Here is a 19741-nt window from a genome sequence, read left to right as displayed (position 1 = left end):
AAAGAAAGTGAAATGAAAACAACAACGAATTTTAAAGCAGCAATAATCCTGTCCGTCATGGCATCGATCATGGTCGCCTGCTCCTCCAATAAAAAACCCATTGCGACGGATACCGCGACCGAGGTGGCGGGGAGTGAAGTGGATTTCAAAATTGAAAAATCCGGGGCGCAGCTCTGGGGCGAGGTGTGCAACCGATGTCATATCGCCCCTTCACCCGCGGATTACAACGATACCGATTGGGAAACCATAAGCCTGCACATGCGGGTTCGGGCCAACCTGACGGAAGAGGAGATCACCAAAATCGAAACCTTTCTGAAATCAGCCAATTGACGTATAATCTTTAATTCATATACAATGAGAACTTTAGTAATTTTTTTTTCAGTGATGGGTCTTATGTCCTTAAACGGTTGCAAACAATCAACCGATGTAGAAGCCTTGCTTCAAAACGAGGAAACAAGAAGCGAGATCCTTAAAGATCTGGTACAAAACCATGATTATATGATGGAATTCATGGAACAGATGCAAGGGAGCGACCATGCCATGCAAATGATGCAGGGAAACAAAAAAATGATGGGCACCATGATGAAGGGACAAGGCATGCAAATGATGATGGGCGACAGCACCATGATGAACCAAATGATGGGCAACAGACAAATGATGCATTCCATGATGAACGGAATGATGAAGGATGGCGAGATGATGGGCGAAATGATGCAAATGATGCATGACAAAGGGATGATGAGCGAGGAATGCATTCAATCCGGCATGAAAATGATGGGGGACAAAGGAATGGGGATGAACCATTAGACCATGGGTTCGATCGGCCATGCCGAACACTTTGAATTCTTGACAACTAAAACGGATATCTCATGAAAAATCACTGGATATGGATGGTCCTGGGATGTGGACTACCACTGCTGTTCATTTTTTTGGCGCCTTCAATCGGGATGGGCGATGGCGCTTCCCTTTTCATTTTCATCCTGGTCATGTTCGCCATCCACCTGTTCATACCGCACGGTTCGCATGGACATGGTGGAAATGGCCACACCCATGACAGGGAAAACGAACAGGGTTGATCGGAACAATAGCACCCATGGACTCCAAGGAACGAAATATTTTAATACAACCTTAAATCAAGTATCATGCATTATTACGACGGACATTTTGGAGGTATGCACCTTATATGGTGGATTATCTGGATCATCTTTTTGGCTTGGATATTCTTTATCCCATCGGACATTCCCTATAAAAGGCACCAAGAGGATAGCCCACTGGAAATTTTAAAAAAAAGATTTGCGAAAGGCGAAATTTCCAAGGAGGAATTTGAGGAATCAAAAAAGGTCCTTCAAACTGACAATGAATCTAAAACAGAAAAACCATGAATCGATTTAATGTAAAAAAATTAGGCTTTGCCTTTGGTCTTACTGGGGCCATAATCTATTTGGGCTGTATGATCGTAATGGCAACGGCCGGCAAAGAGGGTACGATATCCTTTTTCAACAGTCTACTGCACGGATTGGACACCACCAGCATCATACGAATGGATGTGCCCCTGTCCGAGGCTTTTTTGGGGCTTGTACAGACCTTCATCATAGGTTGGCTCATCGGGGCGTGCATAGGTGGGCTTTACAATGCCCAGATCAAACATCGAAAATAGCCTTACGTTTCGAAGATCATGCAGTACGTTTGGTTCATATGGTCCCTTATCATCCTGGCACTCTGGGCACTCCTTTTTGTGTTGAAAAAAGGGTATAGGGAAGAAATGCTCAAGATGAGTCTTATCACCATGCCCTTTGGATTGACCGAGCCCCTGTTCGTGCCGGAATATTGGCTTCCCCCCTCTTTGTTCCAATTGGCCGAAAAAACGGGTTTTGACCTGGAAAGCTTGCTGTTTTCCTTTGCGATAGGTGGGATAGGCACCGTGCTCTACAATTTGATATTTGGAAGGGTCCTTTCCAAAATCCCTTTGATCGAGCGCCATCATAAAAGGCATAATCTGCACCTATATCTTCTTTTTGTGCCCGCATTGGTCTTTGTCCCCATGGCGTTGTTCACCAAGCTTAATCCCATTTATTGTGGTGTTTTGGCCCTGCTTGCGGGTGGGTTGGCCACCCTTTATTGCAGGCCCGATCTAAAGGGAAAGGTCTGGGTGGGCGGCTTCCTGTTCACCTTGTTGTATTTTTTGTATTTCGGGAGCATACTTCCCTTCTACCCCCAATACGTCGATCTGTACTGGAACCTGGACAATCTTACCGGTATCCTTGTTTTCGGCATTCCCATGGAAGAGCTATGGTTCGCTTTCACTTTTGGAATGTACTGGTCCGGTTTGTACGAACACCTATTCTGGAGAAAAACCGTGAAATCCGAAACCCTATCCATTGACCCAAACCCTAATTGAACATGGACACAACAAATTGCGACACATCAAAGATAATCTGTCTACCAGAGCCGGGTATGCCCCGGATAGTGGTCATTGGCGGTGGTTTTGCCGGACTGGCCTTGGCAAAGGAATTGAAAAACAAGAAGGTTCAAGTGGTCCTATTGGACAAAAACAACTTTCATGCGTTTCAGCCTTTATTGTACCAAGTGGCAACGAGTGCCCTGGAACCGGACAGCATAGTTTTCCCATTCAGAAAGCAGTTCAATGGCTTCAAAAACCTAGTGTTCCGATTGGCGGAAGTATCAGAAATCCAACCTTTGTCCAATACGGTAGTGACCGACAAGGGGGCCGTTTCCTATGATTACCTGGTTTTGGCCACTGGGACAACGACCAACTTTTTTGGTATGGAAAGCGTTGCTAGGAACAGTTTGGGCATGAAGGGCATACGTGATGCCCTCAACATCCGGCATTTGATGCTGCAAAATCTGGAGCAGGCCGCCATTACCTGTGATGGGGAGGAACGCGATGCCCTCACCAATTTTGTCATCGTGGGCGGCGGTCCGGCCGGGGTTGAAATGGCAGGGGCCTTGGCCGAATTTCGTAGATACATCCTGCCAAAGGACTATCCAGAGTACCCATCCTCCACCATGGAAATCTACTTGGTGGAAGCCCTTGACGAACTATTGGGCACCATGTCGGACAAGGCCTCCACCAAGACACTGGCCTATTTAAGGGAACTTGAGGTAAACGTACTGTTCAACGAATCGGTAAGTGGGTATGACGGTAGTGTGGTCACCACAAAAAGTGGAAAGGAGATCAAGGCAAAAAACCTCATATGGACCGCAGGGGTGCAGGGGCAGTTCCCCAAAGGCATTGCCCCTGATAAAGTGGTAAAGGGCAACCGGCTCAAGACCGATCCCCATTTACATGTTGAGGGGTATGGGAATATTTTTGCCATTGGGGACATAGCCGCCTTGATCGGGGAAACGACTCCCAAAGGGCATCCCCAAGTGGCGCAGGTAGCCATCCAACAAGGCAGGTACCTTGGGCGGTCTCTTTGGGCCACCCTTCATGGAAAACCAACAAAACCCTTTTCCTACAAAGACAAGGGATCATTGGCCACAGTGGGCAAGCGCAAGGCCGTCGCCGATTTGGGCAAATTCAGGTTTGGCGGGTATCCCGCCTGGCTATTGTGGTCCATCGTTCACCTTATGTCCATCAGTGGTTTTAGAAATAGAATCCTGGTCGGTTTGAACTGGGCCGCAAGTTATTTCACCTATGAAAAGGGCAACCGTTTGATTATAAGGAATTTTAGCCCTCCAGACCAAGGCCCACCTAAAAAATCCAGAACGGGAAACTTCGGGAACCATAAAGAAAAAGTCCAATGAAGCGGAAACCAATATCCTATGATGTGATCAAAGGGAGGCTGATTTTTGAAAGAAAGGCCTTCCATGGACCCTTCAGGGGTAGCATCCAATTTTTGAACAACGTCCAATGGATATATCTGGACGACACGACCACAATTGCAGAACACATAAAACCCTATGAGCCATGAACAATATTCTAGTACCCACCGACTTTTCCAAAAACTGTGAAAAAGCAGCACAATTGGCCTTGGAAATGGCCAAGGCATACCAATCCGAGATCCATTTTTTGCACCTTATGAAAACACCCGTGGATTGGATAAAGCTGGATAAGGAAAAGGAAAAGCGCTATCCGGAGACCCTTAAACAGATCGGCAAGGCCAAAGCCGCCTTACGGGAGTTGGAAAAAACGGCCGAACGGAAGGGACTGAAGTGCCGGACCTTTCTTCAGTTTGATGCCGGACAAGCAGATATCCTGGAGCATTCGGGACATTTTCACCATGACTTCATCATTACCGGGAGCAGCGGTACCAAAGGAGTCGTTCGCGAATTGACGGGAAGCAATGTGGAACAAATTGTACGAAAGGCCCATGTCCCCGTTATCGTTGTAAAGGATGAAAAGCTACACTTTCCCTTCAAGAACATCGTGTTCGTTTCGGACTTTGAGGAAGATTGCAGCCAAGCCTTCGAGAAGGTCATCTCCATTGCCAAAAAATGCAATGCCCGGATACACTTCTTGCGCATCAATACCGAAACCGACCACAACAGTATCCGATTGGGCCTGTCCCCCATTGAAAATTTGCTGAAGAAATTCCCGGGATTGGAAAACTATGCGCTGGCGGTCTATAATGAACCTTCCGTTGAAACGGGGATCAATACCTTTGTTGCACAGCATCCCATTGATCTTATCGCCATGGTCACCCACGGCAAAACAGGGTTTTTAAGCCTGTTCCGAACCAGTATTGCCGAGGGCGTCACCAACCATGCGTCCTTGCCCGTAATGACCTTACACCTCTAAGCCATGGCCAAATCCGTTAACCTTATCAAACATTCGGGCGATGTAGTCCCGTTCGATCGTAAAAAACTGATCCATTCCTTACAACGTGCCCGCGCAAGCGATGTACTCATACAACAAATTGTGGAGCAAGTCGAGCACCAGATCCAGGATGGCATGACCACAAAAAAAGTATATCAGCTGGCCTTTACAATGCTTCGGAAAAAGTCCCGTGTGAGTGCCTCTAGATACAAGCTCAAAAAAGCATTGATGGAATTGGGCCCCTCCGGTTTTCCCTTCGAGAAATTGGTCGGTGAACTCATGGGGCGCGAAGGATTCTCCACCCAGGTAGGTGTCATAGTAGCGGGCAATTGCGTACAGCACGAAGTGGATGTCATAGCCCAAAAGGAAAATGTACATTATATGATCGAATGCAAATACCACAGTGACCAAGGCCGGTTTTGCAATGTCAAGACCCCTTTGTATATCCATTCCCGCTTTCTGGATGTGGAAAAGCAATGGGTCCGCCAAAAGGGACATGGTGCCAAACTCCATAAAGGTGGGGTGTACACCAATACCCGGTTGACCACTGACGCCATCCAATATGGGAACTGTGTTGGATTGCTCCTGTGCAGTTGGGACCATCCGAACGGAAACGGACTCAAGGATAGAATAGACAAGGCGGGTCTTCATCCCTTGACCGCCTTGACGACCCTTACCAAAGGGGAAAAAACAAAATTACTGGATAAGGGCATCGTCCTTTGCAAGGACATCCACGAAAACCCAATGTTGTTGGATGACATGGGAATCTCCAGATCCCGGCAAAAAAACATCTTGAACGATTCAAGGGAATTATGCAAAACCCATAGTCATGGACCTAGATAAAACAAACATTCATTTTTTGGGGGCGTCAGGTACGGTCACCGGCTCAAAATATCTTTTGGACACAGGAGACAGAAAAATACTGGTGGATTGTGGACTGTTCCAGGGACTGAAGGAACTGCGCCTTAAAAACTGGGAATATCCACCCGTAACGGTTTCGGAAATAGATGTGGTATTGCTCACCCATGGCCATATGGACCATACGGGATATCTTCCCCGATTGGTGAAACAGGGATTCAATGGGTCCATTTATGGAACATATCCCACCTTGGACATCACAAAGATCATTTTAAACGACACTGCCAAAATACAAGAGCAGGAAGCCGAACGTGCGAATAAGGAGGGCTATTCGAAACACCGTCCTGCCCAACCTCTCTACGACCTAAAGGATGTGGAAAAGACCCTTCCGCATTTCAAGGGGGTTCCCCAATCCCAATGGATTACCCTATTCGATGGCATAAGGGTACGGTTCCAATACAACGGACACATCCTGGGAGCCACACATATCGACTTGGATATACACGGAAAGCGCTTTGTTTTTTCAGGGGATATTGGAAGAACCAAGGACCTATTGCTTTACCCACCCCTAAAACCGAGAAAGGCCGATGTGCTTTTCATTGAATCGACCTATGGTGGAAGGTTCCATCCCGATGAGGCGGAAGCCCTCCCCTTGATCGAAAAATTGGTCCAGGACACCATAGCCAGGGGCGGTAGCCTTTTTATCCCCAGCTTCTCGGTAGAACGGGCCCAGCTCATGATGCTCATTTTTTGGAGGTTGCTGAAGGAGGGCAAAATCCCCAAGGTCCAAATGATCATGGACAGTCCGATGGGTACCGATGTATTGGAGCTTTTCCATCGTACAAGGGATTGGCACAAGTTGGAAGACCATGAATGTGATGAGATGTGTTCCCACTTCAACGTGGTAAGCAGCTATCGTGAAACCATGGAGCTGCGTATGGACCATAGCCCCAAAATCGTCATTGCGGGAAGCGGGATGCTAACCGGGGGGAGAATGCTCAACTATTTAGAGACCCAGGCCCCAAACCCGAACAATACCTTGCTTTTTGTAGGGTATCAGGCCGAGGGTACCCGGGGCAGAAAGCTGTTGGAAGGTGAAAAAGAACTAAAAGTATATGGAAAATGGGTGCCTTTCAACATGCAGGTCTGCGAGGTCGAAGGCCTATCGGCACATGCGGACCATGAGGAACTCCTGGGCTGGATGGACAGGATGGCCAATGCACCGGAACGGATATTCATCGTCCATGGGGAAAAGGATGGTGCCATCGCCCTACAAAGGGGCATCAAGGAAACCTATGGTTGGGAGGCCGAGATCCCACAATTATATCAAATCGAAGAAATCGCATAGACCATGGAACCCAATTCAAACACCTTAACATACAAACACCTTGGCATATACACCCAAAATGAAAATGTGGTGTACATGCGGTATGATTGCCACGTCTGTAAATCGGAAGGATTCGAAGCCCTTGTCCGGATAAGGGTCTCCAAGGCACCCCGTTCCATTGTGGCAAGCCTGAACGTGGTAAGTTCGAACATGCTCTTACCCGGTGAGATCGGTCTGTCCGATGCTGCGGCCCAGAAACTGGACGTTTCCGAAAACGACCTGTTGCACGTCTCCCATTTGGAGCCCATAGCGTCCCTTGGCCATGTCAGGGCAAAGATCTACAACAACAAACTCGACCGTGAGGCCTATGGGCATATCATTACGGATATCCTTGCGGGGGACTATTCCAACATCCACCTGTCGGCCTTCATCACGGCCTGTGCCGGTGACCGTATGGACTTGGATGAGATCACCGACCTGACCAAGGTCATGATCACCTCGGGCAAAACCCTGGACTGGAACCAAAGCATCATCGTCGATAAGCATTGCATCGGTGGACTTCCCGGCAACCGCACGACTCCCTTGGTGGTGGCCATGGTCACCGCATATGGGCTAACGATGCCCAAAACATCCTCAAGGGCCATCACCTCCCCGGCAGGTACTGCGGACACCATGGAGGTCATGACCAACGTTACGCTTTCATCGGATGAAATAGAGCGGGTCGTAAACCAGGAAGGAGGCTGTTTTGTGTGGGGCGGAACAGCGCAACTGAGCCCTGCGGACGATGTGCTCATCAAAATTGAAAAGGCCTTGGATATCGATAGTGAAGGGCAACTTATCGCCTCGGTCCTATCCAAAAAAGCGGCCGCAGGCTCCACCCATGTGGTCATAGACATTCCTGTGGGCGAGACCGCCAAGGTTCGAAGCATGGAGATGGCCCAAAAACTTCAGAGGGATATGGAGGCGGTCGGCAGGGCCGTTGGCCTCACGGTAAAGATTGTGATAACGGACGGTACCCAACCTGTGGGAAGGGGCATAGGACCATCCCTGGAGGCCATGGATGTGCTCAGTGTGTTGAAAAATGAGGCCAAGGCCCCACAGGACCTAAAGGAACGTGCTGTTTTATTGGCAGGCGAACTGTTGGAACTTTCAGGAAAGGTGGTGTCAGGGGAAGGCAACAGAAGAGCACTTCAAGTATTGGAATCGGGAAAGGCCTACGATAAATTCATTTCCATTTGTGAAGCCCAGGGACGTTTCTCCCTCCCCGTCCCGGCACCCCATACCTTGGAGGTCAAAGCTGAAAGATCAGGTGTCCTACACCACATTGACAACAGAAAAATTGCCAAGCTCGCCAAGCTTTCAGGGGCGCCCCGGGCCAAATCCGCAGGGATTTCACTGTACGTCCGTTTGGGGGACCGTATAACAAAGGGCCAAACCCTTTATACCCTGCATGCGGTAACAGAGGGTGAACTACGATATGCACTGGACTATAAAAACGATCATGAAGACATCATAACCATCCTATAAAACTTAAACAACACCTATGGAAACCATTTTGTTCAGTCTACCCGGAAATGAAGAGCTCACTGCCCTTATGGCCAAGCAAATGAATGCCGAAGTGGGAAGGGCCATCTTGAGGAAATTCCCCGACGGGGAATCCTACACACGCATCCTTTCAAAGGTGGAAGGCAAGTGTGTTGTCCTGGTCTGTACCCTTCACGAACCGGATGAGAAACTGTTGCCCCTCTATTTTTTAAGCCACACCGCCAAGGCACTCGGGGCAAAGTGTACCTGTTTGGTGGCCCCCTATCTCGCCTATATGCGACAGGATACGATCTTTCAGGAAGGGGAAGGTGTGAGCGCTGCATTTTTCGGAAAGTTGGTTTCGGGCTTTGCCGATAGCATGGTCACGGTGGATCCCCATCTGCACAGGATCACCTCCTTGGGCAAGGTCTATACCATCCCCAACAAGGTCATCCCCGCGGCCGACAACATATCCAAGTGGATAACGGAACATATCAAAGATCCGGTATTGATCGGCCCCGATTCAGAAAGTGAGCAGTGGGTCTCGGAGGTCGCCAAGAATGCCGGTGCCCCATTTACCGTATTGCAAAAGATTCGCCACGGCGATCGGGACGTGGAAGTTTCGGTCCCCGAAATAGATACCTACAGGGATGCCACCCCGATCTTGGTGGATGATATCATATCCACGGCACGAACCATGATCGAGACTGTCGGCCATCTTAAAAATGCGGGCATGAAACCACCAGTTTGTATCGGTGTCCACGCGGTATTCTCGGGCAATGCCTATGGTGACCTATTGGCCGCCGGGGTCGGGAATGTGGTGACCTGCAATACCATCCCCCACCCATCGAATGCCATCGATTTGAGTGGTATATTGGCAAGTGAAGTACAAAAAATGATGCATCACTTATGAAAAAACAAGGTTTTTTGTTATTGTTCCCATTCCTGATGTTCGCTCTCACCGCGAACGGACAGACGGACATGCTTATCGGCCAAATTTCAGGCCGATCCATCGTACGGGAAAATTTTGATGGCCAAGGAGCATTGCTCAACAAACAAACGTTCAAAGTCGGCGCGATCATGGAGAAAAATGGCAATTATGCCATTAAGGTGGTCGCACAAATGTTCGATAGGGACAACGAACCGACCGACACCTACTCCACCCTCTATAGCTGCAAGCCCGATCAGGCCAGTATGATGGTCATGGCCTTCCCGTTTTCCGACCCAGGTTCAAAGGAGACCGAGATCAACGCCACATCCACGGGATTCAAGGGGCTGTATGACTTGGACCACCTTGGGGACATTGAGATGAAGTTGACCTTTGATTCGGGCCTTTTGAACTTTTTTGGATCCAAGAGCCTGATACGGATCTACGGGCGGACTTGGGACAACGGGCAAAATGAACTTGATTCAAAAATCGAGATCAAGGCCTATGCCCTGGGCATACGGATAAAACAACTCCACTATACCGTCAAGGAGGAATTGAACGAGGACGGTTTATTGAAATTTCAGAAATTTACCGAAGAGGACCAAAGTTATTTCACGATGACCTATAATTGAAAGCCCATGAAAAATTACGATACCCTTTCAGAAGCCATATCCGATTTACAGGCAAAGGGCTATACCTATGATTTTAACCTCAAGCCCCATTGCCTGGAATGCGCTTCCCTTAAAATCGAAATTCGACCGGAGGACTTTAAGGTCGACCAGACCCATCGTTTTGAGGGGATGAGCAGCACCGATGACAACAGCGTGCTGTACGCCATATCCTCCAAGGATGGCATCAGGGGCATCCTGGTGGATGCCTATGGCGTCTATGCCGAAAACATTTCTGAAAAAATGAGAAAAAAATTACGATAACCCATAAAAAGGACCGATCATGGAAAAGCACCAACACCACGACCATTCACAGATGAACCACGATAAGACCGACCACTCCAAAATGGACCATGGCCCCGGGGGCCATTCGGGGCACAACCCCGCACATGGCCAAATGGGCCACGACCACCACAAAATGATGATCGCCGACTTTCGAAAGCGATTTTGGGCAACGCTGGTACTCACCATACCCATCTTGTTCCTATCGCCGATGATCCAGGATTTCTTTGGATATGAATTCCTGCTTCCCGGTAACCCTTACTTTCTTTTCGGGCTTTCCACCATTGTATATTTCTATGGGGGATGGCCTTTTTTGAAAGGTTTTTGGTCAGAAATAAAACAGGGTGCACCGGGAATGATGACCTTGATCTCCATGGCCATTTCCGTAGCCTATTTCTATAGCACGGCCACCGTATTCGGACTGAAGGGCCAAGACTTTTTCTGGGAACTGTCCACCCTTATAGCCATCATGCTACTCGGGCATTGGATAGAGATGAAGAGCGTCCTTGGTGCCTCAAAAGCCTTACAGTTGTTGGTCAGCATGATGCCTGCCGAAGCACACCGTGTCAAAGGGGAAACCATAGAGGACATACCGTTGGAAGCGGTATTGAAAGATGACATCATACTGGTCAAGCCGGGGGAAAAGGTCCCAGCCGACGGTACCATCGTCGAAGGCAGCAGTTACCTGAACGAATCCATGCTCACGGGGGAATCGAAACCTGTAAAGAAAGAGGAAAAGGACAAGGTGATCGGCGGTTCGGTCAATGGCAACAGCACCTTAAAGGTCAAAGTGGAGCACACGGGCAAGGATAGTTACCTCAACAAAGTGATCACGATGGTGGAAGAGGCCCAAAAGACCAAGTCCAAAATGCAGAACCTTTCCGATAGGGCCGCCAAATGGTTAACCTATATCGCCTTGACCATTGGTTTTGGAACCCTGGCGGTATGGCTGGCCCTGGGTTTCCCCTTTGTTTATGCCCTGGAACGCATGGTGACCGTTATGGTCATTGCCTGTCCCCATGCCCTGGGTCTTGCCATCCCTTTGGTGGTGGCCATTTCCACCGCGGTATCCGCCCAAAACGGCCTATTGATCCGCAACAGGACCGCCTTTGAGGAATCCCGGAAGATATCGGCCTTGTTATTTGATAAAACGGGGACCCTGACCAAAGGTGATTTTGGCGTTACCCGAATCCAATCGGTCGATGACAACTATTCCCAGGATGAAGTCCTTCGCCTGGCAAGTGCCTTGGAACAAAGCTCGGAACACCCCATTGCCGTGGGTATCATCAAAAGGGCCCAAGAGAAAAAGGTCACCATTCCCAATCCCTTGAACTTTCATGCGATCACTGGAAAAGGGGTCGAGGCAACCGTGGAGGACAAACCGGTAAAAGTGGTCAGTCCCGGTTTTTTAAGGGACAACAACATTCCCATTCCCAAAGACGCCTATAGCGATGCCGCCGAAACCGTGGTATTTGTGTTGATCGAGGAAAAACTGGCCGGATACATTGCACTGGCCGATGAGATACGATCGGAATCCCAAGAGGCCATTCAGGTATTCAAGAAGAACGACATCAAGGTATTGATGGCCACTGGGGACAATGAAAAAACGGCCAGGGCCGTTAGCGAAAAACTCGGTTTGGATGGCTATTATGCCGAAGTGTTGCCCCACCAAAAAGTGGAAATAGTGGAAGAACTCCAACGTAAGGGCGAGTTCGTGGCCATGACCGGGGACGGTGTGAACGATGCCCCGGCCCTTGCAAAGGCCAATGTGGGCATTGCCGTTGGTTCCGGTACGGACGTTGCGGCGGAAACCGCCGACATCATCTTAGTCAACAGTAACCCCAAGGATATAGCCAATCTCATCCTGTTCGGCAAGGCCACCTACAACAAAATGATCCAGAACCTGATTTGGGCAACGGCCTATAATGTGGTCGCCATTCCGTTGGCCGCCGGTGTACTGTATTCCTCAGGGTTTGTCATGGGCCCTGCCGTCGGTGCGGTGTTCATGAGCCTGAGCACCATCATTGTGGCCATCAATGCGCAGTTGTTAAAACGTAAGATAGGAAGTAATCAGATAAAAGGATGATAGGCAAATAGAGCAATTTAGCATATAAAAGGGTGCATTCCCAATAGCAATACGGATTTTCAGTGTTCCCGCAATCCTATTAGGCCACTACGAAGAGAATACTGGATTCTGGTATTAATACTGCTGGAAGCCAGTTCCATTTTTCCTGAGGTGTACCATTCCTAATTTATTTCCTTTCTTGGTAACCATTATAACCTTTGTTATGGCAAAATTTTGTTTTCATGTTAAAGTGTATACCCTATAAGGGATTCCACTTCTCTTTATCGATAGGTCAATAGTTGAGCTCCAACCTTCTGCCTCCACGGCTTTCCAAGAGAATCAGTCTTAGATGCTCCTTATGGAATAGGACAAATTTGGGTAGCACAAGTACAAATCGTTGGGAAGTCCCGGTTTTAATAATTTTGGGTCGTTCAAAGATAAAGTGGGGTTCCAACCTGGTTTCTTGATACGAGGATCTCCGTTTCAAGCTGCCATTTATCCTTAGGGCCTCAAGGGTGCCTACTTCAAAATCAATGCCTGATCGGTTGCGCACCTCTACAACCATAAATACTTGAGCGTTTCGGTAGACCAACCTTTTCAACAGCAATCGGATTCCCTTTCTTCGCACCGATGCCAAGGCACCATTCCCATCACTTGATGGCAATCCCCTTAAAAGAGGAAATCGAGCTGTGTGGGAAGCCAAGGAATCCCCTTTTTTACCAGGTAATGGCTGTACTGGACCAATGCTATGCGCCTTGTCCACAAAAAAATGGGTTTGGGCAACGTTTTCCCTATAGGCCACCTTAAATTCATATGCTTGTCCGTCCATGGTGACCACCAAAAGGTTGGTAATGGTGTTGGCTGTGGACTGCAATAGCCCAAAATATTGAGCTTCTTCCCGGTTATAGGTAAAGATCGCTTTAGTGTTTCCCGTTATAGCCTGTTTGATGGGACTGGGAAAAAAGAGGGCCACGTTCATTTGTGAATTGGCTTGGATGGTGTCCAAAACCTTTTGGCCCGATACGGTGTGCCCATAGGCCATTAGCATTACTGCAATGATGACGTTTAGTGTTTTCATGATCTAGGTATTAAGAAAAATTGATAATGGTCGGAAATCTGAACTTCAACGGTACGTTGATCACGCTGAAATATGCGTTTGATCCCATTGAACTGGGGCACACCCGGCACATTGATCTCTCCAAGGCCCTCATCCAAAGACCGATCCACCACTTCACCCCGCAGATGGTTCTTCACATAAATCCCTTCCTGCCCATCCTGGGCATCATAGGCTTGCATATCCATAAGGGTTGTCCCCAATCGGGTAAGTTCCACCATCACCCGGTTGGGCCTTATCTTTACAAAGCCATAGAGGCGGGTACCTCCTGGCATCCTTTTCCCATCCACAACATAGTCATGGGCGAGTCGCAAGTCCAATCGTTGTCCATCCCGAAGGGTCTGGTCCCCATCCACATACACCTTGGCCACAGCAGTAGTTGGTAAATTTCCATCGGAACGGTTCCTTTTTGGATTGGAGGCAAAGAACAGTTGATGTACCAATCCTAGCTCCGTTTCCGTCCTTGGGGAACCCATTGTCAACTTTTCATCGTCTACCTTTACCTTCTTTACAGTCCCCAACCTGGGCATTACGCCTGCATCCGACACAGAAACTTTTTTCGCAGTAAAGGCATTGGTATCAAAGACACTGTCTATGATACGCTGCTTTTCATATTCCATATAATCGGGATTGAAATACCCTTTATCATCCACCATGTGGTCGGGATACACTTGTGGTGCCGTGGATTGTTTTTCCACCTTGATGGCTTCCACGGCTTCCAGTTTGGTTTCAAACTCCACCGAAGTGTCCTCCAGATCCGGCATGGGGATCCTCCCTACATCAAGGCTTTCCTTTTTTGGCTTACCAAAAGTGACGATGCTATATATGGTGATAAAGAGTACCATACATGCCAGTACCAGCACAAAAACTATTTTATTCTTCTGTGTTTTCATGAGTTTCTAGTTTACGAAGTGAGTTTTCAAAAAAATCAGTGATCAACAATCCATGAGGATTATGGGGAAAATTCCGTTCCACCTGGATCAAATGTCCCGAGGTCACCAGTTCATAGGTATCGGTGACGGTTCCCCGATTGATCCGTATGTGCAATTGGGTCCTAAACGCAAAGGAAGACCCATCCCAATCCAGCTCTGTATCGATTCGGATGACCTCTTGCACAAGGGAATATTGCAACAACCGGTTATAGAAACCGTCTGCCTTTTTCTGTTGAAAGACAGCACCAACGGAGGCATTGCCCAACCAAAGGGCCTTCTCCATGTTCTTCTCATAACTGCCGGCATCCACCCCATAAAACCACCTATGAAACTGTTCCAAATGGGCCAGGGCCTCCACTTCCAGATGATCTCGTTGTTCGGCCCAGGAAAGCGGTATGACCTCCCCTTCCCCATTGACCACGAAGGCCCCGTTCAACGATTCACGGTATATCCTGCCCACTAGGACCATAGCAACCATACAGACCAAACCCGAGGCGATAACCACGCCAAGAACCACAAAACGGTTGAGCCGCAGCACATGAACAATACTTTTAAAAGGTGTTTTCATAGACTTCAATTTAACCGGTGAACAATCGAAGGGTAAAACTGGTCGCCCTTCGGTACAATTTAAATTTGAGCAAGACAATAAAGCCAATGGTCCCGAGTTCAATGATGGAGGCAAAGAATTCACGCCCAAAATCAAAACCAAAGAGGTTCCCCCAGAAGTTGGTACTGATCTCCGTATAAAGGTTGTTGACGAAGACATTGACCAAAAAGAAGGCGGGAACCAGCATATATACTGCTGCATAGAGCTTGAAATAATTATAGGCCAATGGCCTGAACTTTTCAAAGACGGCCAAGCTGATGACCAAGGGAAAAAAGGCCTGTAGGATCCCCAATAGGAAATATCGCTCTGCAAGGAACAAAGGATAGATGAACAGGTCCATCAACCAAAGAATGACCCCGATGATAAAGGCCAAGACCTTTAATCCGTACAAAGGAGTGACCAAGGCCTCATACAACAGTGCCATGGCTTTCTTGGCGGCTTCCAAGGCACCCACATCCCGTTCCAGGTCCACATCCTGCAACTGTAATGGGAGGAGTGCCGGAGCCGTGTCCCGGTATTGGGCCTCAATGGCCACCAGGATCCCATCGAACACTCCCAATACCTCAGTGGAGAAAATGACCAAGAGCACCACCAAAAAATTCTTGGCCAGTTCCGTGGGGGTCAACCCCCAGGTATGGCCATCGGTGGAAGCTATTCCCTCATTGTATTTCTTCAAAATATTGATCAAAAAAAACAGTACGGCCAGGGTCTTCATCCCCACAATGGTATATTGGGAGAAATCACTGTCCTTGATGGTCTGGAAGACGGCATCCACATATTCCAATCCTATGCCCAAAAAGATTCCCGCCATCAGTAATTGGTTTCCCGGTTATTGATGATATCCTGCATACGCCGAAAGGAGATGATTTCCCGGTACCTTCGTGTCTTGACCTCCAACTCGGCCACCATTTCCTGCGACTGCACTTTTTTTTCCATCAAAATGGCCGTGCGCTCCGCATCGGACATCTTCAAAAAATCACTGGACAAAATCTGGTTTACAAAATCGAGATCATCAATGGCCGTATCCATGATCTGTTCAAAGGCTCTGGATACCTGTTCCACCTCCCCGGCTTTGATATAGGGGGAATTCAAAATATCCCTCAATTCATTTTGCACGGTATTGAAAAGGATTTCATTGTTCCGTGCGAGTTCCCGCACCGCCTTCAATTGTTTAATGGTATTGTTGACTTTGACAATATTGTCCTTCTGTTCCTTTAAAAACTCCACGGTCTTTAGCAGTTCAGAGGTCTGCTTTGCAGATTCCAACAGGGATTTGGTCATGCTGATAAAGTTCGTATTGTCATACACCGGCATTCCCTGGGCCGTAGCACGGCCGGGCAAGGAAATGGCCAAGATCAGAGCGAGTATCAAAGTCTTGGGATTCTTCCAAAGGGTTTGTTTTATTGTTACTCTCATATCATTTTCTTTTGTTGATTTATAAATTCAGTAATGGCCCGTTCCATATTCCCAAACTGTTCAAAGAGCTCCATAAGCTGGCCATGTTCCACCCCATCGGTGAGATAGGCGGCATAGACCTCTGGGGGCACCTCCAAGCGAAAGACATTGCTTTCCTTCCCGATTTTGATAAAGATTTCGGTGTATTTGCGCACCCCGGTAAGGTTGTTTCTAAGGGACTTCAATTGATTGAGATCATGGTTGGAGAGGTGCAACCGTCTAACCAATTCATCATAGCCCTTCTCGTTCCGTAAACTGTACACGACCTGCGTATTCTCCAGGATACTTGCCGAAGTGGCATTTTCCGGTAATTGGTTGATGGATTGCAGGATGATACCAATGGCCCCGTTTTGCTTTCGGATGGCCTGGTAATAGAACTCCACACTCTCCAATACATGGGGAAATTTAAGCTGCTTGGCAAACTCATCGAAAAGAATAATGCCCCGTTCCGACCTGTTCCTCCAAATGGTGCGTTGGATGGCGGACTTGATCAATTTGAGCATTACGGACAGGATTTCCTTATTGTCTCGCACTTTGTCCAGTTCAAAGACAATCAGGCGCTTGTCCTCTATTTTATAGGTCTGGTCTTCTGCCACATGGAACAGAAAACTGTACAGTCCCCCATCCACATATTCGGAAAGGATGTGCAAAAATCCATAAACATTGAAATCGGATTCCTGAACCCTTGTATCCTCTATCAGGGTATCCTTGTGTTTGTCCACGAACTGATATAGGGAAGCCAGGGAATGCCCATCCCTGACCGTATCATAGTAGTGCAACAACACTTTTTTCAAGGCCACTTCCTTGGATTTGGTCACCTGGTTTTCGGCCAAGAGCTCCAAAAGAAACAGGGCCAGATCTTCCAAGCGTTCAGGGGTCAAATCGGACTGCTCTGAAATATAAAAGGGATTGATGCCCAGATTCTTCCCCTGTTCGTATCGCAGGATGACATGATCATCGGGATACAATTGGGCAAATTTGGCATAGGAACCCCCTAGATCGATAATGACCAATCGTACATCGGCCTCAAAGTATTGACGTAGGATATTATTGGCCAAGAAGGACTTTCCTTCCCCTGTCGGGGCAAAAATGGCAAAATTTCGGGCCTTGATACGCCGTTTACCCTCGTCCCACACATCCTTGACCACAGGAATATTGTTCTGTCTATCATTAAAAACGATTCCTGATTCATCAGAGCGATAATTGGTATTGTTGATATACAGACAAAGAGCGGCCTTCAGGTCCATCACAAAAAGATCTTCATTGGAAAAGTTGGAAGCATGACTGGGATAAGAGTTCAATAAATAATGTTTGCGCTCCTCCCCATGGGGATGATAGGGTCGTATATCCAGTTCCTTCAATGTGGCCTTAATGCTAGAAGCAATGCGCTTCAACACGCCAACCTCCGTATGCCAAAAAACAATATTCACATGGCCACGAACGATCCGTGCGGTATCATCCCCATTGATCCGATCCAAGATATGTTGGACCTTGTTGCGAACCACTTTGTTCTGGGAGCCAAAATTGGAGCTCTTGGAGAGTTCCTCAATTTTTTTGTCCAATAGTTTACGCCATTGATGGGTATCGTCCAGATAAAGGATTTGGTTGATGATATGGTTTTCCCCCAACTCCAATCCCAGACCGTCCAAAAAACCCTTATGAAAGCTGAACCCGTCCGAACTGAATTTGCCGTTGGGCACACTGCTCTGAACCGTTTCTCCGAAACAACCTTCATTAGTGAAGGCCATCACATCGAAATAATGGTCACCAATTTCTATGGGGCCTTTTCCGAGCTGGATATCCGTATCAAAACCTTGATTGAACCCATTGAAATAATCCTGGGTATGCTGTAATATTGCTTCAGGTTCCATGGGAACCATGGACACGCTTTTGGAGTTGTTGACATAGGATACCGCATCGTTGATGGCGGTCACAAATTCAGCTACCTGCACATCCAGTTTCCGGTGCAACCCTTTTTCCACTTTTCGAAAGGGATTGACATATTTAGTGGCATTAAGGGCCTTCTCAAGAGGAAGTACAAAGAAGAGATAACTCTGATGGTCCAAATGTTCCCTACCCAAAAAATAATCATGGGTGGCCTTGGCCAGAAAGGTATCCCTTGGAAGATTCTTAGCATCATAACCTTTCTTTTGGTATACATCCTGTTTATGGATAACCGTACCCACCGGCAAGGATTTAAAGGCTTGGAACCACATCCTGTGAAGCTCCTCAAAATCCGTTTCAGAAAGGGAATATATCTCCGGCAGTTCCACCTGATAACACAATACCACATTCCCATTGCTCCCAAAGACCACATGGTTCTGGATATCCAGGATTGGGTGAAATGCATTGAAATTCAGTTTAGACATAGTCAAGGAGGTTTAACTGTTTTAGGCTTATGGTCTTGGGAAAGGTTTGCACTACCTTCAATTGGAAAGGTTTCTTCACCCACTGCAACAATGCCCCATAGAGCAGGGCATTGAAGAGCAGTAGGCCCACGATGACACTAAAATGAAACGAAAAAATGATGATCAAAAGCGAACAGATGATAGACGCCATCATCAGGGCAAACAGGGAAATGGTCAGCCCCATGATCATGGCCCGCTTTCGTATATTCCGATAGACCTCATACTGTTTCATCAGACCACGATTCCAATGAGATAGGTAAAGATGCCCACCACGGCACCGGCAATCAGCACAAAGACCAAGACCCGGGTAATACCCCTTTTTAGGTCAGCGTTCTCCCCAAAGAAATGTCCGGCATTAAAAAGGAAACCTACCAAAAAGATGACCCCAAGGATGATAGGAAATATGGCCCGAATGGTATCTGAAATATCATTGACCGAATCCTCGATGCCACCGATCTGGGCCAAAAGGGCACTGGAGGTAAAAAGCAATACTAAGGTGATGAAGAAAGATTTTCGCATATCGTAAACGTTTAAGGGTTAGACGATTAATGATATGTGAAAAGTACAGGAATATTCGATTCAAATAACTGAATATCAGATATTTGTGAATATAATAAAAATTGGTTTTGAATGGATTTTGTTAATGCCAATTGGCATCAAATTTCATTAAAAACTAAAATGTGAATGTTGAAAAGTTAAAACTTCATTTAAAAGTAAATGACCTTTTATTCTAAAAATAAGATTTGGAATATTGCTTTCAACACATAATTCCATTTTAATCAATAAATATAAG

24 protein-coding genes are annotated in these 19741 nt (G+C 47.4%); 15 read left to right on the top strand and 9 right to left on the bottom strand.

Features of this window, described 5'->3' with window-relative positions:
* The first annotated feature begins 12 nt into the window (after positions 1–12).
* Entirely contained in the window at positions 13–330 is a 318-nt protein-coding gene (locus tag AB9K32_RS10925; RefSeq protein ID WP_139150385.1) for a hypothetical protein, read from the top strand.
* Positions 331–354: 24 nt separating this feature from the next.
* Positions 355–807, top strand: a complete 453-nt coding sequence (locus AB9K32_RS10920; protein ID WP_090294890.1) for a hypothetical protein — start codon at positions 355–357, stop codon at positions 805–807.
* Positions 808–877: 70 nt separating this feature from the next.
* On the opposite strand, the gene AB9K32_RS10915 is transcribed toward AB9K32_RS10920, so the two are convergent.
* Positions 878–1009 (bottom strand): hypothetical protein, encoded by a 132-nt coding sequence (locus tag AB9K32_RS10915; RefSeq protein ID WP_369885180.1) that lies wholly within the window; start codon positions 1007–1009, stop codon positions 878–880.
* 133 nt (positions 1010–1142) lie between these two features.
* Between AB9K32_RS10915 and AB9K32_RS10910 the strand changes: the two genes are divergently transcribed.
* Genes AB9K32_RS10910 through AB9K32_RS10850 form a run of 13 tightly spaced genes read left to right on the top strand, consistent with a single transcriptional unit; the run spans position 1143 to position 12453 of the window.
* Positions 1143–1382 carry an SHOCT domain-containing protein gene (locus AB9K32_RS10910; RefSeq protein WP_090294886.1) on the top strand — a complete coding sequence of 80 codons (240 nt, stop codon included), beginning with the start codon at positions 1143–1145 and terminating at the stop codon, positions 1380–1382.
* Positions 1379–1657, top strand: a complete 279-nt coding sequence (locus AB9K32_RS10905) for a DUF5676 family membrane protein (protein WP_090294883.1) — start codon at positions 1379–1381, stop codon at positions 1655–1657. The genes AB9K32_RS10910 and AB9K32_RS10905 overlap by 4 nt, the downstream gene beginning before the upstream one ends.
* An 18-nt stretch (positions 1658–1675) precedes the next feature.
* A complete protein-coding gene (locus tag AB9K32_RS10900) occupies positions 1676–2398 on the top strand; it encodes a lycopene cyclase domain-containing protein (RefSeq protein ID WP_090294881.1) in 723 nt (240 codons plus the stop codon).
* 2 nt (positions 2399–2400) lie between these two features.
* Positions 2401–3768 (top strand): NAD(P)/FAD-dependent oxidoreductase, encoded by a 1368-nt coding sequence (locus AB9K32_RS10895; RefSeq protein WP_090294879.1) that lies wholly within the window; start codon positions 2401–2403, stop codon positions 3766–3768.
* Positions 3765–3935, top strand: coding sequence for a hypothetical protein (locus AB9K32_RS10890; protein ID WP_275648311.1), 171 nt, complete (start codon positions 3765–3767; stop codon positions 3933–3935). Before AB9K32_RS10895 ends, AB9K32_RS10890 begins: the two co-directional genes overlap by 4 nt.
* A complete protein-coding gene (locus tag AB9K32_RS10885) occupies positions 3932–4762 on the top strand; it encodes a universal stress protein (protein ID WP_090294878.1) in 831 nt (276 codons plus the stop codon). Before AB9K32_RS10890 ends, AB9K32_RS10885 begins: the two co-directional genes overlap by 4 nt.
* A gap of 3 nt (positions 4763–4765) precedes the next feature.
* Positions 4766–5623, top strand: coding sequence for an ATP cone domain-containing protein (locus tag AB9K32_RS10880; RefSeq protein WP_090294876.1), 858 nt, complete (start codon positions 4766–4768; stop codon positions 5621–5623).
* A complete protein-coding gene (locus AB9K32_RS10875) occupies positions 5610–6986 on the top strand; it encodes an MBL fold metallo-hydrolase RNA specificity domain-containing protein (RefSeq protein WP_275648312.1) in 1377 nt (458 codons plus the stop codon). Before AB9K32_RS10880 ends, AB9K32_RS10875 begins: the two co-directional genes overlap by 14 nt.
* A gap of 3 nt (positions 6987–6989) precedes the next feature.
* Complete coding sequence (locus AB9K32_RS10870; RefSeq protein ID WP_090294871.1) at positions 6990–8492, top strand: thymidine phosphorylase family protein; 1503 nt, start codon at positions 6990–6992, stop codon at positions 8490–8492.
* A gap of 16 nt (positions 8493–8508) precedes the next feature.
* Positions 8509–9402 carry a ribose-phosphate pyrophosphokinase gene (locus AB9K32_RS10865; RefSeq protein WP_090294868.1) on the top strand — a complete coding sequence of 298 codons (894 nt, stop codon included), beginning with the start codon at positions 8509–8511 and terminating at the stop codon, positions 9400–9402.
* Complete coding sequence (locus tag AB9K32_RS10860; protein WP_090294866.1) at positions 9399–10049, top strand: hypothetical protein; 651 nt, start codon at positions 9399–9401, stop codon at positions 10047–10049. Before AB9K32_RS10865 ends, AB9K32_RS10860 begins: the two co-directional genes overlap by 4 nt.
* Positions 10050–10055: 6 nt before the next feature.
* Positions 10056–10349 carry a phosphoribosylpyrophosphate synthetase gene (locus tag AB9K32_RS10855; protein ID WP_090294862.1) on the top strand — a complete coding sequence of 98 codons (294 nt, stop codon included), beginning with the start codon at positions 10056–10058 and terminating at the stop codon, positions 10347–10349.
* 19 nt (positions 10350–10368) lie between these two features.
* Positions 10369–12453, top strand: coding sequence for a copper-translocating P-type ATPase (locus AB9K32_RS10850; protein ID WP_275648313.1), 2085 nt, complete (start codon positions 10369–10371; stop codon positions 12451–12453).
* 271 nt (positions 12454–12724) lie between these two features.
* Here AB9K32_RS10850 and AB9K32_RS10845 read toward each other — a convergent pair whose 3' ends face one another.
* Genes AB9K32_RS10845 through AB9K32_RS10810 form a run of 8 tightly spaced genes read right to left on the bottom strand, consistent with a single transcriptional unit; the run spans position 12725 to position 19467 of the window.
* Positions 12725–13510, bottom strand: coding sequence for a DUF4138 domain-containing protein (locus AB9K32_RS10845; protein ID WP_090294857.1), 786 nt, complete (start codon positions 13508–13510; stop codon positions 12725–12727).
* Entirely contained in the window at positions 13507–14439 is a 933-nt protein-coding gene (gene traM / locus AB9K32_RS10840) for a conjugative transposon protein TraM (protein ID WP_369885179.1), read from the bottom strand. The genes AB9K32_RS10845 and traM overlap by 4 nt, the downstream gene beginning before the upstream one ends.
* Entirely contained in the window at positions 14420–15046 is a 627-nt protein-coding gene (locus tag AB9K32_RS10835) for a conjugal transfer protein TraK (RefSeq protein ID WP_090294852.1), read from the bottom strand. Before AB9K32_RS10835 ends, traM begins: the two co-directional genes overlap by 20 nt.
* A 10-nt stretch (positions 15047–15056) precedes the next feature.
* A complete protein-coding gene (locus tag AB9K32_RS10830; protein ID WP_275648315.1) occupies positions 15057–15896 on the bottom strand; it encodes a hypothetical protein in 840 nt (279 codons plus the stop codon).
* Positions 15896–16501, bottom strand: a complete 606-nt coding sequence (locus tag AB9K32_RS10825) for a conjugal transfer protein (RefSeq protein ID WP_275648316.1) — start codon at positions 16499–16501, stop codon at positions 15896–15898. The genes AB9K32_RS10830 and AB9K32_RS10825 overlap by 1 nt, the downstream gene beginning before the upstream one ends.
* Positions 16498–18909 carry a TraG family conjugative transposon ATPase gene (locus AB9K32_RS10820; protein WP_369885178.1) on the bottom strand — a complete coding sequence of 804 codons (2412 nt, stop codon included), beginning with the start codon at positions 18907–18909 and terminating at the stop codon, positions 16498–16500. Before AB9K32_RS10820 ends, AB9K32_RS10825 begins: the two co-directional genes overlap by 4 nt.
* Positions 18902–19180, bottom strand: coding sequence for a hypothetical protein (locus AB9K32_RS10815; RefSeq protein ID WP_151891724.1), 279 nt, complete (start codon positions 19178–19180; stop codon positions 18902–18904). The genes AB9K32_RS10820 and AB9K32_RS10815 overlap by 8 nt, the downstream gene beginning before the upstream one ends.
* Positions 19180–19467 carry a hypothetical protein gene (locus tag AB9K32_RS10810; protein WP_108246708.1) on the bottom strand — a complete coding sequence of 96 codons (288 nt, stop codon included), beginning with the start codon at positions 19465–19467 and terminating at the stop codon, positions 19180–19182. Before AB9K32_RS10810 ends, AB9K32_RS10815 begins: the two co-directional genes overlap by 1 nt.
* Between the last annotated feature and the right edge of the window lie 274 nt (positions 19468–19741).

The sequence above is a fragment of the Allomuricauda sp. XS_ASV26 genome (assembly GCF_041224615.1).
Classification (GTDB): domain Bacteria; phylum Bacteroidota; class Bacteroidia; order Flavobacteriales; family Flavobacteriaceae; genus Flagellimonas; species Flagellimonas alginolytica.
This window is presented reverse-complemented; position numbering and strand designations above follow the sequence as displayed.